Source organism: Bradyrhizobium sp. Unk1, from assembly GCF_059512345.1.
In genome coordinates, this window is record NZ_JCAMOP010000048.1 from 12,025 (window position 1) to 25,888 (window position 13,864).

Genomic DNA, 13,864 nt, shown 5'->3' on the forward strand with positions numbered 1-13,864 from the left:
CTTGAGATAGTCATGGTGGAGAAGGGCGGCAAACCGCTGGGCGGATCGGATCGTCCTCCGAATGATCCGCTGCTATGGCCGTTGACGGCGGCGCGGCTCGCGATGGACGCCTACTTTTGGTGGCTGGAGCGCGATCCGACGGAACAGGACGAGAGCAGTCTGCCGTGGACGACGCCCAACACGGTCGCGTTGGAGCTTGCGACCATGCGCCTGCGCGATTGCACGCGGACGCAATCCGGCCAGCCGGCACTGGTCTGCGCGCCCTATGCGCTGCATCGGGCCCTGATCGCCGACTTCGCACCGGGCCACAGCGTGGTGCAGTCCCTGCAGAATGGCGGCGTCGATCGGGTCTACCTCACCGACTGGCGCTCGGCCTCGCCGGACATGCGCTATCTCTCGATCGACAGCTATCTCGGCGATCTCAACGTCGCCGTCGACGAAATCGGCGCGCCGGTCGATCTCATCGGCCTGTGCCAGGGCGGCTGGCTGTCGCTGCTCTATGCGGCGCGCTTTCCCGCCAAGGTGCGGCGGCTGGTGCTGGTGGGGGCGCCCGTCGATCTCTCGATCGATTCCGCGCTGTCCCGGCTCGCTCGCAATGCGCCTGAGGCGCTCTACGACCAGCTCGTGGCGCGCGGCGGCGGCAATGTCAGCGGCGACGAGATGCTGCGCTTCTGGACGAAGGCGCCGAGCCGCGACGACATTGCGGCGGCATTGCAAAGGGATTTCTCGGACGAGGAGGGCGCGGCACTGCTCGCGCGTTTCGATCGCTGGAATACCGAGACGCTCAACCTGCCCGGCACTTATTATCTGGAGATCGTCAACCGGATCTTCCGGGAGAACCGGATTGCCGGTGGCAACTTCACGGCGCTCGGCCGCGAGGTTGATCTGAGGGACGTCAAGGCGCCGGTCTACCTGCTGGCCGGGCTCGATGACGAGGTCGTGCCGGCTGCGCAGGCGCTCGCGACCGCCGGTCTGGTCGGCACCCCGCCGGCCTTCATCGCCGCGGCCTCCGAGCCCAGCAATCATCTCGGCCTGTTCATGGGGGCGCGCACCCACGCCCATGCCTGGCCCCGGATCGCCGAGTGGCTGCGCGACGAGCTCTCCGGAGTGCTGGCCCGCAGCGCCTGACCTTGTCAGGTGCCTTGGCCCGGCCGGGCCGGCGAACACGCAAATCCGTTATGCATGACGGCGGATGGCCTGCACGGGGCCCGGTCGATGGGCTACATATCATCTGGAACTGGCGGCTGCGGCCGCGACAAGATTAAGGGTACCGCGCTCGATGAGCTTCCACTCGATCTACGCCCACGGATTTGCGCGCGTGGCGGCCTGCGTCACCACTTCCCATGTGGCCGATCCCGCGGCCAATGCGAAGGCGATCCTGGCGGCGGCAGGGGCATGCCATGAACAGTCGGTGGCGGTCGCCGTGTTTCCGGAGCTGTGCCTGTCCGGCTACGCGATCGAGGATCTCGTCAAGCAGGACCCGCTACTCGATGCGGTCGAGCGCGGGCTCGCCTCAATCGTCGAGGCCTCCTCGGCCCTGATGACCGTCCTGATCGTCGGCGCGCCGCTGCGCTTTGGTCATCGCATCTACAATTGCGCCGTCGTCATTCATCGCGGCAACGTCCTTGGCGTCGTGCCCAAGTCTTATCTGCCGACCTATCGTGAATTCTACGAGGGACGGCATTTCGCCTCCGGCGCCGGCATGGCCGGAGAGACGATCGCGTTTGGCGGGCTACACGCACCGTTCGGCGTTGACCTCCTGTTCGCGGCCGAGGATGTTCCAGGCCTGATCATCGGCGTCGAGATCTGCGAGGACATGTGGATTCCGGTGACGCCGGCTTCCGAACTCGCGCTTGCCGGCGCCAGCGTGCTGATCAATCTATCCGGCAGCCCGATCACGATTGGCCGGGCGCGCTCGCGCGCACTGCTGTGCCAATCGACGTCGGCGCGTTGTCTTGCGGCCTACGTCTATTCCGCCGCGGGGGCAGGGGAATCGACCACGGATCTGGCCTGGGACGGCCAGACTTCGATTTACGAGAACGGCGTGCTGCTGGCCGAGGGCGAGCGGTTCCGTCAGGACGGCCAGATCACGCTGGCCGACGTCGATCTCGATCTGCTCAGGCAGGAACGCGCACTGATGGGCACGTTCGACGATAATCGCCGGCAACGCGAGGCCTTTTTCCGCAGGATCACCTTCGCCCTGAAGGCGCCGGCCACCGACATCGGCTTCCTGCGCAAGATCGAGCGCTTCCCGTTCGTGCCGAGCGACGAAGCCCTGCTCGAGCAGGATTGCTACGAGGCCTACAACATCCAGGTCGCCGGCCTCGTGCAGCGCATGCGCGCGACCGGAACCAAGCGCGTGGTGATCGGCGTCTCGGGTGGGCTCGATTCCACCCACGCCCTGATCGTCGCCGCCAAGGCGGTCGACCTGCTCGGACTGCCGCGCAGCAATATCCTGGCCTACACCATGCCGGGCTTTGCCACCGGCAGCGAGAGCAAGACCAATGCACTGGCGCTGATGAAGGCGTTGCAGACGGAGTGGCAGGAGCTCGACATCCGTCCCACGGCGACGCAAATGCTGAAAGACATCGGCCATCCCTTCGGCAAGGGCGAGAAGGTCTACGACATCACGTTCGAGAACGTGCAGGCGGGCCTGCGCACGGACTATTTGTTCCGGCTCGCCAACCATCATGGTGGCATCGTCATCGGAACCGGCGATCTCTCCGAGCTCGCGCTCGGCTGGTGCACCTACGGCGTCGGCGACCAGATGGCGCACTATAATGTCAACGCCGGGGTGCCGAAGACTCTGATCCAGCACCTGATCCGCTGGGTGATCGCCTCAAAGCAGTTCAGCGACGACGTCAACCGGACGCTGGCGTCGATCCTGTCGGCCGAGATCTCGCCCGAGCTGGTTCCGGTCAAGCCCGGCGAGAAGCCGCAGAGCACGGAAGCTTCCGTCGGGCCCTACGAGCTGCAGGATTTCAACCTGTTCTACACGCTGCGGTTCGGCATGCGGCCGTCCAAGATCGCGTTCATGGCGCATCACGCCTGGAATGATGTCGCCAAGGGCGAATGGCCGCCGGCGTTCCCGACCGATAAGCGCAAGGCCTATGATCTGCCGGAGATCCGGCGCTGGCTGGAAGTGTTCCTGCGCCGCTTCTTCGCCTTCAGCCAGTTCAAGCGCTCGGCGATGCCGAACGGGCCGAAGGTTTCGGCCGGCGGCTCGTTGTCGCCGCGTGGCGACTGGCGCGCGCCGTCGGATTCAAGCGCGGCGGCATGGCTCGAGGATCTCGAGCGGAACGTTCCGAAGTGATTGAGCAAGACTGCTGATCGGGCAGGGTCGCTCCAGAACGACTTCGCGCCGCGCGGCTCATAAGGCCGGCGGCGCGAAATTGCGTTCAATCTAGAAAGTTCCGAGGTCCGGAGTGCCTAGGAGTCCGGACCTCGTCACCTTGCCCCAGCCTTTGATCCCCCCGCCCCATGTGGTCCCCCAACCCCGTGGTGCGCGATCAGAGGGTGATGCCCCTGGAAGGCCGCCGATCGATGTGCGCGATGTACGCGAAGTACGGTTAGGATTCCATTCCGTGTCACTACGGACACGAACGCGCTTGATGCGGCACACTGATGCATTCGTCCGCATCTGCTGCGGTCACTGCTGCCTGAATTCGATGCAGGCGATCGGCGGGGATGTCCACATCGGCGCATCGCCGCGGCACCTGCATTTCACGGGCCTGTCACTTAACTGGTCTAGCGCTGCTCCCGTCATCGCCGACGGTCAAGGAGCAAGCCATGTCGAAGCCGGTGTTGGGCGCCGCACTATCCCTCAAATCGATCCCCGCCCACCGCGATTGGCTTCTGGAACAGCAGCGCGATCTCGAGATCCAGGATTTTTTCCGCGCGGATTTGCTCGACGGCGATTGGCGGAGTGCGGCCAGCGAGATCAAGCAGATGCTCTCGGGCCACACCGGCCGGCTCGGCATTCACGGCCCGTTCTGGGGCTTCAAGATCGACAGTCATGATCCCCTGATCCGCAAGGCGGTGACGAAGCGCCTGCTTCAGGGCCTCGATGCCGCGGAATTCCTCGGCGCGACGCAGATGGTGATCCATTCACCGTTCACGACCTGGGACCACAACAATCTCGATCTCTATCCTGACAACCGCGCCAACATCGTCGAGCGCGTCAAGGCGACGCTGGCCGAGGTGATAGCGCGCGCCGAGACGATCGGCTGCGAGATCGTCATCGAGAATATCGAGGACAAGGACCCGCGCGACCGCGTCCGTCTCGCCAAGGCGCTCGAAAGCAACAAGGTCCGCGTCTCCCTCGACACCGGCCACGCCAACTATGCCCACATCTCCACGGGCGCACCGCCGGTCGATTACTACGTCGAGACCGCCGGCGACATGCTGACGCATGTTCACCTACAGGACACCGACGGCTTTGCCGACCGGCACTGGGCGCCGGGCGAAGGCAACATCCCGTGGGTGGCCGTGTTCCGCGCGCTGGGCCGGCTGACCTCCAACCCGCGGCTGATCCTCGAACTCCGCAATCACGACGACGTTCGCGCCGGCGCAGCCCATCTGGCCGCGCTCGGTCTCGCTGAATAACCGGCATCACAAAGGGCAGGGCTTTTCGTCATGAGCAAACTCACCCGTCGCACCATCCTGAAGTCCGGCGGCGCTGCCGCGGGCACGCTTCTCCTGCCGCGCTTCGCGATCGGGCAGGCCGACAACCGCCCGTCGGTGACGATCGCCGTGCAGAAGGTGACGAATTCGAACGTGCTCGACGTGCTGCGCGAGCAATCGAACGTCGGCGAGCGCGTGTTCTTCTCCTCGATCTGGGAGGGCCTGATCTCCAAGAATTGGCGCGGCAGCCTGGAGGCCGTGCCGGGTCTTGCCACCGAGTGGCGCCGCATCGACGACCAGACCGTCGAGGTGAAGCTGCGCCAGGGCGTGAAGTTCCACAATGGCGACGAGCTGACGGCTGAAGACGTCGTCTTCACCTTCAGCCGCGAGCGCATGTTCGGCGAGACCGAGGCCAAGAGCCGCTCCACCATCCAGGCCTTCGAGAAGATCCCGACTCCGCGGCCGGGCAAGGAGCTGCCGCCGGATGTGCCCGCCGTCGCCCGTCGCATCTGGCCGGACCTCGTGCGCGTCGATGCCGTCGACAAGTACACGGTGCGCTTCTACAACGCGACGCCCGACGTCACGATCGAGGGCCGGCTGTCGCGCTACGGCTCCGACATCATGAACCGCCGCGCCTGGGAGCAGTCCGCGAGCTATCTCGACTGGGCGCGCAAGCCTGTTACGACCGGCCCGTACAAGGTCGTCGAGCTCAAGCCCGACGTGTCGCTGACGCTGGAAGCCCACGACGAATATTGGGGCGGCCGGCCGCCGCTCAAGCGTATCCGTTTCCTCGAAGTGCCCGAGGTCGCGAGCCGTATCAACGGGCTGCTGTCGGGCGAATACCAGTTCGCCTGCGACATCCCGCCGGACCAGATTGCCGGCATCGAGAAGAACTCAGCGTTCGAAGTGCAGGGCGGCACCATCCTCAATCATCGCCTGACCGTGTTCGACAAGAACAACGCCGTGCTCGCCAATCCGCTGGTGCGGCGCGCCTTCACCCACGCGATCGACCGCCAGGCGATCGTCGACAGCCTGTGGGCGGGCCGTACCCGCGTGCCGAAGGGCCTGCAGTGGGAATTCTATGGCGATATGTTCAACGCCGACTGGAGCGTGCCGGCCTATGATCCCAAGCTCGCGCAGGATCTGTTGAAGCAGGCCAACTACAAGGGCGACCCGATTCCCTATCGCCTGCTCAACAACTACTACACCAACCAGGTCGCGACCGCGCAGGTGCTAGTCGAGATGTGGAAATCGGTCGGCCTCAACGTCCAGATCGAGACCAAGGAGAACTGGTCGCAGATCATGGAACGCGCGCCGACGCGCGCGGTACGCGACTGGTCGAACTCGGCGGCCTTCAACGATCCCGTCTCGTCGCTGGTCGCCCAGCACGGGCCGAACGGTCAGCAGCAGCAGATCGGCGAATGGACCAACGCCGAACTGAACAAGCTTTCGGAGTTCCTGGAGACCTCGACCGACCGGGCCGCCCGCAAGAAGGCGTTCCACCGCATGCTCGAAATCGCCGAGCGCGAGGATCCCGCCTATACGGTGCTGCACCAGAACGCGACCTTCACCGCGAAGCCGAAGTCGATCAAGTGGAAGGCGTCGCCGGCATTCGCGATGGATTTCCGCGCCGGCAATTTCGAGGCGTAAATGGCGACGCCGCTGGTCAGCATCCAGAGCCTCAGCGTCGCCTTCAACGGTGTAGCGGTCCTGCGCGGCGTCGATCTCGCTTTGCAGAAGGGCGAGGCCCTCGGCCTCGTCGGCGAGTCCGGCTCCGGCAAGTCGGTGACGTGGCTTGCGGCGCTCGGCCTCTTGCCGCGGCATGCAAGAGTCTCCGGCTCCGTGCGGCTCGACGGACGCGAAATCCTCGGCGCGCCCGCGGGTGAGCTCGACCGGGTGCGGGGCGGACGGGTCGCCATGATTTTTCAGGACCCCGCAAGCGCGCTCAATCCGGTGCTGACCATTCGCAAGCAGCTCTGCGAGACTTTGGCACTGCATCGCGATCTCTCAGGCGAGGCGGTGAAGGCCGAAGCGCGGCGGCTGCTCGATCTCGTCGGCATTCCCGATGCGGCGCGGCGGCTCGAAGCCTATCCGCACGAATTCTCGGGCGGCCAGGTCCAGCGCATCATGATCGCGATGGCGCTGGCCGGAAATCCCGATCTCCTCGTCGCGGACGAGCCGACCACGGCGCTCGACGCCACCATCCAGGCGCAGATTTTGGAGCTGCTCTCGACCATCCGCCGCGAGATGAACATGGCGATGGTGCTGATCAGCCATGATCTTGGCGTCGTCGCGGAAAACTGCGACCGCGTTGCCGTGATGTATGCCGGCCGCATCGTCGAGCAGGCGCTCGCCAACCAGCTCTTTGCCGATCCGGTGCATCCCTACGCGCAAGGCCTGATCGGCGCACTGCCGCCGCTCGACGGACCGCGTCGGCGTCTCACGGCCATTCCGGGGACCGTTCCCGATCCCGCGCACATGCCAAGCGGCTGTGCCTTCGCGCCGCGCTGCGCGGTGGCGGCCGAGCCATGCGGACTTGCCGTGCCGAGCCTGGCGCCGATCGCAAACGATCGCATGGTTGCCTGCATCCGCGCTGAAGCTTCGCGCCGCGCGTTGCTCGGGATCGCCGCCGAATGAGCGCGCCGCTCGTCGAGGTGTCCTCGATCTCGCGCAGCTACGCGATGCGATCCGGGATGTTCGGTCGCAGCACGGCGGTTCACGCGGTCGACGGCTTGTCACTTGCGATCCGCAAGGGCGAGACGCTCGGCCTCGTCGGCGAGTCCGGCTCGGGCAAGTCGACCACCGGTCGCATCGTGCTCGGTCTCGAGCCGCCGGATCGTGGCGAGGTGCGGTTCGACGGCAAGCCGATGGCCGTGCCGGGGACGAAGGCGTGGCGCGCGCAGCGGGCGCGCATGCAGATGATCTTCCAGGATCCGCTGGGGGCGCTGGACCGGCGGTTGCCGGTCGCGACCCAAATCCGCGAGCCGCTGGACATTCACGGTCTCGGCACGCCGACTGAACGCGATGAACGCGTCCGCGAATTGCTGCGCGCCGTCGAGCTGACACCGGCACATGGCGCGCGCTATCCGGGCGCGCTCTCCGGCGGCCAGCGTCAACGTATCGTGCTGGCGCGGGCACTGGTGACAAAGCCCGATTTCCTCGTCTGCGACGAGCCGGTCAGCGCGCTCGACGTCTCGATCCAGGCGCAGGTGGTGAATCTGCTCTGCGATCTTCAGGCCCAGCTTGGGCTGACGCTGCTGTTCATCAGCCACGATCTGCGCGTCGTCAGGCAGATCAGCAATGTCGTCGCCGTGATGTATCTCGGCCGCATCGTCGAGATCGGCAGCGCCGACGATCTCTTCGCGCGTCCCGAACACCCCTATACGCAGGCGCTGGTCTCGGCCTCGCCGGCACCGGGCCGCGGCAGCGCTGGCCGCATCGTGCTGGCGGGAGATCCGCCGAACCCGGCGGCGCGGCCGCAAGGCTGTGCCTTCCATCCGCGCTGCCCGCGCGCTATCGCGCGCTGCGCGAGCGAGGTGCCGGCGCTGTCGGCCGTCGGCGGCAACAGGCAAGTCGCCTGCCATCTCGTGACGGGGCCGCAGGCCGAGACGCGGGACGCGGCCTGATGGGACGCTATCTTGCCATTCGGATCGGACGCGCGGCGCTGACGATCGTGCTCGTGGTCACCTTCGCCTTCGTGGTGCTGCGGCTCTCCGGCGATCCCGCGCTGATGATCCTGGGACCGGAGGCGCCGCCGGAAGTGCTAGCTGCGTTCCGCAAGGCCTGGGGGCTCGATGATCCCATCTGGTTCCAGTACCTCGACTATTTCGGCGCCATCGCCAAGGGCGAGCTCGGCCGCTCCATGCGCGACGGGCGACCGGCAATCGAGCTCGTGCTGGAGCGGATTCCGGCAACGCTGGCACTGACGCTGCCGGCCTTCTTCTTCAAGGTGGCCCTCGGCATTCCCGCCGGCATCTACGCGGCGCTGCACCGCGGTTCGGGAATCGATCGCGCCGTGATGATGACGGCGGTCGCGGGCTTCACTGTGCCGAGTTTCGTCCTTGCGCTGCTGCTCGTGCTCGTGTTCGCCGTGCAGCTCGGCTGGCTGCCGTCGGGCGGGCAGGACAGCTGGCGTCACGCCATCCTGCCAATCGTGACACTCAGCCTCGGCGGTGCCGCCGTGCTGGCGCGCTTCACCCGCAGCGCCATGCTGGAGGTGCTGGGCCAGCCCTATATCCGCACCGCCTCGGCCAAGGGCGTGCCGTGGCGCAAGGTGGTGACGTCGCATGCGCTGCCGAACGCGGCGATCCCGACCGTCACCATTCTCGGCTTCATGGTGGGCACGCTGATCGCGGGCGCGGTCGTGGTCGAGAGCGTATTTGCCTGGCCCGGAGTAGGGTGCCTGCTGGTCGTCGCCGTCGCCAATCGCGACCTCGCTGTCGTGCAATGCATTCTCTTGCTGGTCGCGCTGACCATGGTCACGTCCAATCTGATCGTCGACTTCCTCTACGGCTTCCTCGATCCGCGCCTCCGCGCCAAGGGAGCGCACGCATGACCGATGCGACGTTGAAGGACACGGCTGTCCGCCGCCGCATCAGCCTTCCCGCGATCCCGGTCTCGGTCGCGCTCGCGATCAGCTGGATCGTCGCCATGCTGGTGATCGCGGCGTTTGCCGAGAAAATCGCGCCCTACGGCTTCACCCAGCTCGACCTGCGCAACCGGCTGGCTGCGCCCGGCAATGTCGCGCACTGGCTCGGCACCGACGAGCTCGGCCGCGACGTGCTGTCGCGGCTCCTCGTCTCGATCCGTATCTCGCTGTTGATCGCCTTCGGCGCGACCGCGATCTCGGCGATCGTCGGCACAACGCTCGGCTTTCTCGCCGCGCACTTTCGCGGAGCCGTCGAGCAGTTCGTGCTGATGCTGACCGACTTCCAGGCCAGCATGCCGTTCCTGATCATGGCGCTCGCGGTGCTCGCCTTCTTCGGCAATTCGCTGCCGCTGCTGATCGGCCTGATGGGTCTGTTCGGCTGGGAGCGCTACGCCCGTATCGCCCGCGGCCTCGCCATCTCCGCCAATGCGCAAGGCTATGCCGCGGCCGTCCGCCAGCTCGGTGCGACGCCGTCGCGAATTTACCTTCGGCATATTCTGCCCAACATCGCCTCGACCCTGATCGTCTCGACCACGTTGGTCTTCCCTGAGGTGATCCTGATGGAATCCGGCCTGTCCTTCCTTGGGCTGGGCGTACAGCCGCCGATGACCAGCCTCGGCAACATGGTCGGCTATGGCCGCGAGTACCTGACCCGGGCGCCCTGGATCATGCTGGCGCCGGCGACCACCATCGTGATCACCACACTGGCCGTCTCCGTGATCGGCGACTGGCTGCGCGACCGGCTCGATCCGACCCTGCAATAGGGCGACGGCCCGACGCGTGCGCCGATTTGCGGTCGGACGCCCGCTTCTAGCCTTGGACCTCCGGCGTCCTGCCGCGCCCGAGCGCGAATTGACCGACCGGGCCCTCGATATGGAATTCCAACTCCGTCATTTTCGCGAACAGATCGATGTTGGTGCTGCCAATGGCGCAGCCGCCGAGGCCCATATCGGTCGCCGACAGGTAAAGCGTCTGAATCAGGCTGCCGACATCCTTCAGGATCAGCGAATATGCGATTGAGCTGTATTTCCAGGAGACCCGCCCAAAACGCGCCGCGATCGTGATGAGGATTTGCGGCTGCCCCGGCGCGTCCATGGCGAACTGGGCAGCCGCCAAATGCGCCTGGAGTTGCTGGGGGGAGGCGTTGATCGCGACGAGCGCGTGGCTCCCTGCATCGTAGTGGTAGAGCCCGCGCGCAAGCCCGTCGCAGTTCGCGACGGTAAGGTACAATTCCAGCTCGTACGCGCTGCCCGCCGACGGATAAGGCCTTGTGCTGTAGGTGACGTCGGGACCGCCTTCGAAATACGGCTCGCTCTTCCATTCGGACAACACGCGCGCGCTGGTGTCGAGAAACTGCGCGAGTTCGCCGAGCGTGACCGGATTCTTGTCGTCGAAATCCCGTGTTGAATGGCGCTCGCGCAACAGCTTCGGGAAGCCGGAGTTCGGCTCCGGGGAGGAGAATTTGCGCAGGTCGATCTTGCTGCCGGCCCAGGGCGGACGCACCGCCGGCGACGGCGGAACGACGCCGGCATAGGTGAAGGCGGCGCCGACCGGATTGGCTTGCCGGCCCTCCGTGCTCCGCGTGTGAAACACCAGATCGTGGAAATCCCAGAGTACGAGGTTGCCGTCGCCCTCGTTCACCCGCAGGCCTTGTCCGTCTTTCGCATCGAGCTTGAGCAGGATCTGGCTGTCCAGCAACAGTTCGAGCAGATGGAGGGTGGAGGAAGCTGTCTTCTGGTCGAGCTTGCCGATCGTCCGAGGCTGCGACAGCGCAGCGAGGGTGGCGGCGATGGCGGGATCGCCAATCCGGAACAACGCGCCGGCGCGTGGCGATTCCAGCACCAACTCGTTGCCGCGTCGGCGCAGAAAGGCAAAGCGCGATAGCACAATGGTGTCACGACTGCCCAGCTTCGCGCGCCGCGGCCAGTATTCTGGGACTTGCGGCTCGATGACCACGAAGTCCTGCGTATTACGCGAAGAGGAGAGGCGGTATTCCAGAAGCCCCTGCCGGGCCAAGCGATGCACCAGGGCGTCGACGTCTCTCGCGAGGGCGCTCTTGCCTGCAAACGACGCGAGCGGAAGGCCGGTGCTCAGATGTCGCGCGCAGTCCATCGCGGCCGCGCTGAATTGTCCGAGGTTGACGGAATAGTCGCCCAGAATGGCGGCGATGTTTCCGTCCGGCTGGATCTGGAGGGAGAAATGATGGCCCAGCCGGGCGGCAATGTCTGGCGCGATCTTCCTGGTCGGCTTTTTCCGGGGAGCGCGCACGAAAGAGCAGCCCTTCAGGTGTGTGGAAGGAATGAAGTCAGATCGCTTTCCGGTCGCGGCCGGTCCAACAATCCGAGCTTCACCGGCACATCGTAAAGGCGACCCGGTGCGAAACGGCGATAGAAATGACGCAGGCCGGGAACGAGCACTCTGACGACCGGAACCTCGACGTCGGGGCGTGTCTGGTCGAGGACGAGGAAATCGTAGCCTGCACGGGCGGCGATCTCGACGCAGGCAATGACCTGGTCACGCGTATTGTCGTGAAGCTTGAGGCTCGGCGCTGGAGGCACGATCGGGTGGTCGCTCGGTGCCAGGAACGGGTAGTCTTCCAGGCGCAGCGGCGTGACACCGTCGAGGGTCGGCTTCTCGCCGCTTGCGCCGCCCATCATGCCGACGGACATAAATTGGGTCAGTTCGGTGAGGGATCGCAGCAGCGCTATATGGCGGTCGAAATGCGCGCCGGAACCGAACTCGATATTCTCGTGTCCATTCTGCATCCAGTGCATGATCGCCACGTAAGTCGGAATGCCGAGGTCCGTGGTGATGTCGAGCACCCATAGCTTGCGACCGGCTTCCGCAAATTGAGCCTGGAGATCCCGGACATAGAAATCGTCGAATTGCCCGAGATCGACCTCGGCGCGCTGCAGCCGGTTATACCACCAGATCGCGTAGGCATCGCGCTCGATCAGTTCGAGGAAGCCCTGAACGATGGCTTCGTCGCGTGTGTTGCCGGCCGCGCAGCCGTTGGAATCCGTATGAAACCCGCCATAGAAGAAGTACAGGAGGCCGGTCGGCAGATATTTGAAGCGTTTGTCGCGCAACGACGAGACCGGCGACCACTCGGTCCTCGTCGAGGGATCGAACGGCTCGGGCACCGGATGGGGATCGTCCGGCTGCTGCAGAAACCTGTTCTTGAACTGCGTTTCGCTGAAGAGCTGGACGTCGTTGGGAAGAAGCGCGTCGCCAGGCGCGAAATCGACAAAGCGGCGCGTCGTCCTGATCTCATCGCCTTGGAAAATGCCCGAATAGCGTTCGATCGACTCCATCAGCGCGCTTGCCTCGCCCTGTTCAGCCGTCGAGCCCTTGCCAAAGCTGCCCCCACTCAATCCGGACCTGAGCTGGTCGATGCTGTGGGCCGGCGCGGAGAAATTGTGCTGGGCGAAGTAATTGGTGTTCATCGGCAGATCAACGTCGATCCGCTCAAGCCGGGAGACCACGCCGGTCAGCGGGCTCACATGCTTGCGGAAGCGCGACACCGTCGACCGCGACGTCACAGTGCGATATCCACCGCTGGTCATGACGAGCTTCTTGCCTTCGGCGATCTCGACCAGGGCCGGAGATCGGCGCGGATTGTGCAGCTTCTTGCTGCCGCAGGTTGGGCATTGCGGGCGTCGCGCGACGTAGTGCTTGGCGATGACGGCGCCGGCCAGGTCGAAGCTTGCGATGTGATCGCGCAGATCGGTGCGAAAGCCCGAGGCGATCGCCTTGGCGATCTCGACGGCTGTGAAATGGATTGCGGTCTCTCCGACGGGATCGTTGACGAGCGGCGATACGGCGACCGCGCGCGCCGGTCCCCGGTCAAGAAATCCCTTGATCTCCCGGTTGCGGATCATGCGATCGAACAGGCAGGTCCAGCAGGCGCTCTCGCCCGGCTTGAACACGGGCCCGACCAGCGGAAAGGCGCCGGAGGGCTGCACCAGCAGCCAGGGCGTCTGGCCGGCCACGCGTTCCTGGTTCAGTTCGGCGAGCCGCCGGTCAAGATAATCGTTCACCAGCGTGATCGTGAGCTTCGGCGAGCGCTTGGCGATTTGAACGCCGAGCTTACTCAAGGCCGCGGTCAGCTCCTTGGCGCCTTTGACGTCAATCGACTCGACCTGAACGGGGCAATTGCGAAGATTTTGTTCCGCGACCTCTGGAGACAAGCCGAGGCTTGCCCAAAAGCCGCCGACGGCCTCGTCGAATGCTGGCGGGGTCCGCGCAACGACATATCGGCGATCAAGCAGCCGCTTGATTGCTTCCTCGATCTTGTCGGCCGGGAAGCGCTTCGAAAGCTGGCGAATGATTTCCGGCCTGGCCTTGCCGTGTTGCCCGATCGCGGTGGCGAGGGCGCAGTAGAGTTCGCCGTGCAGGAAGAACTTGCGATCCTCGGAATAGAGGCAAACCGCATCGGGAGGCAGTACGTAGGCGGTGAAGTTCGGTGCGAATCGGAGGAGGTTTTTGCGGGTCTGCCGCGCAACGCGGGTCTTGCGATTGGCATTCATTGAGTCAGCACGCTGATCCTGTTGCCGTCACGTCAGATCGCCGGCGCAAGACGGATCGTCGTGC

At 65.3% G+C, this 13,864-nt stretch carries 10 protein-coding genes; 8 read left to right on the forward strand and 2 right to left on the reverse strand.

The window, feature by feature from the left end:
* Positions 1-12: 12 nt before the first annotated feature.
* The 8 genes from AC5ZFO_RS39550 (at position 13) to AC5ZFO_RS39585 (ending at position 10,035) form a co-directional block, all read left to right on the forward strand.
* Entirely contained in the window at positions 13-1,128 is a 1,116-nt protein-coding gene (locus tag AC5ZFO_RS39550) for an alpha/beta fold hydrolase (protein ID WP_282519129.1), read from the forward strand.
* A gap of 151 nt (positions 1,129-1,279) precedes the next feature.
* Positions 1,280-3,313, forward strand: a complete 2,034-nt coding sequence (locus AC5ZFO_RS39555) for an NAD(+) synthase (protein ID WP_282519130.1) — start codon at positions 1,280-1,282, stop codon at positions 3,311-3,313.
* A gap of 476 nt (positions 3,314-3,789) precedes the next feature.
* Positions 3,790-4,605, forward strand: coding sequence for a sugar phosphate isomerase/epimerase family protein (locus AC5ZFO_RS39560; RefSeq protein WP_282519131.1), 816 nt, complete (start codon positions 3,790-3,792; stop codon positions 4,603-4,605).
* Between the two features lie 30 nt (positions 4,606-4,635).
* Positions 4,636-6,273: an ABC transporter substrate-binding protein gene (locus AC5ZFO_RS39565; RefSeq protein ID WP_496123534.1), complete on the forward strand. Its 1,638-nt coding sequence runs from the start codon at positions 4,636-4,638 to the stop codon at positions 6,271-6,273.
* Positions 6,274-7,260 carry an ABC transporter ATP-binding protein gene (locus AC5ZFO_RS39570; RefSeq protein WP_282519132.1) on the forward strand — a complete coding sequence of 329 codons (987 nt, stop codon included), beginning with the start codon at positions 6,274-6,276 and terminating at the stop codon, positions 7,258-7,260. It begins immediately after the preceding gene.
* Entirely contained in the window at positions 7,257-8,249 is a 993-nt protein-coding gene (locus AC5ZFO_RS39575; RefSeq protein ID WP_282519133.1) for an ABC transporter ATP-binding protein, read from the forward strand. Before AC5ZFO_RS39570 ends, AC5ZFO_RS39575 begins: the two co-directional genes overlap by 4 nt.
* Positions 8,249-9,178, forward strand: a complete 930-nt coding sequence (locus tag AC5ZFO_RS39580; protein WP_496123535.1) for an ABC transporter permease — start codon at positions 8,249-8,251, stop codon at positions 9,176-9,178. The genes AC5ZFO_RS39575 and AC5ZFO_RS39580 overlap by 1 nt, the downstream gene beginning before the upstream one ends.
* On the forward strand, positions 9,175-10,035 hold the full coding sequence (locus AC5ZFO_RS39585) for an ABC transporter permease (protein WP_282519135.1): 861 nt from the start codon (positions 9,175-9,177) through the stop codon (positions 10,033-10,035). Before AC5ZFO_RS39580 ends, AC5ZFO_RS39585 begins: the two co-directional genes overlap by 4 nt.
* 46 nt (positions 10,036-10,081) lie before the next feature.
* On the opposite strand, the gene AC5ZFO_RS39590 is transcribed toward AC5ZFO_RS39585, so the two are convergent.
* Together AC5ZFO_RS39590 and AC5ZFO_RS39595 are read right to left on the reverse strand one after the other, a co-directional pair.
* Positions 10,082-11,539: a SagB/ThcOx family dehydrogenase gene (locus AC5ZFO_RS39590; protein ID WP_282519136.1), complete on the reverse strand. Its 1,458-nt coding sequence runs from the start codon at positions 11,537-11,539 to the stop codon at positions 10,082-10,084.
* Between the two features lie 14 nt (positions 11,540-11,553).
* Positions 11,554-13,800 carry a TOMM precursor leader peptide-binding protein gene (locus tag AC5ZFO_RS39595; protein ID WP_496123536.1) on the reverse strand — a complete coding sequence of 749 codons (2,247 nt, stop codon included), beginning with the start codon at positions 13,798-13,800 and terminating at the stop codon, positions 11,554-11,556.
* Positions 13,801-13,864: the final 64 nt, after the last annotated feature.

Coding starts and splice junctions, on each gene's coding strand:
- AC5ZFO_RS39550 (WP_282519129.1), top strand. CDS start 13: ATGGTGGAGAAGGGCGGCAAACCGCTGGGCGGATCGGATCGTCCTCCG.
- AC5ZFO_RS39555 (WP_282519130.1), top strand. CDS start 1,280: ATGAGCTTCCACTCGATCTACGCCCACGGATTTGCGCGCGTGGCGGCC.
- AC5ZFO_RS39560 (WP_282519131.1), top strand. CDS start 3,790: ATGTCGAAGCCGGTGTTGGGCGCCGCACTATCCCTCAAATCGATCCCC.
- AC5ZFO_RS39565 (WP_496123534.1), top strand. CDS start 4,636: ATGAGCAAACTCACCCGTCGCACCATCCTGAAGTCCGGCGGCGCTGCC.
- AC5ZFO_RS39570 (WP_282519132.1), top strand. CDS start 6,274: ATGGCGACGCCGCTGGTCAGCATCCAGAGCCTCAGCGTCGCCTTCAAC.
- AC5ZFO_RS39575 (WP_282519133.1), top strand. CDS start 7,257: ATGAGCGCGCCGCTCGTCGAGGTGTCCTCGATCTCGCGCAGCTACGCG.
- AC5ZFO_RS39580 (WP_496123535.1), top strand. CDS start 8,249: ATGGGACGCTATCTTGCCATTCGGATCGGACGCGCGGCGCTGACGATC.
- AC5ZFO_RS39585 (WP_282519135.1), top strand. CDS start 9,175: ATGACCGATGCGACGTTGAAGGACACGGCTGTCCGCCGCCGCATCAGC.
- AC5ZFO_RS39595 (WP_496123536.1), bottom strand. CDS start 13,800: ATGAATGCCAATCGCAAGACCCGCGTTGCGCGGCAGACCCGCAAAAAC.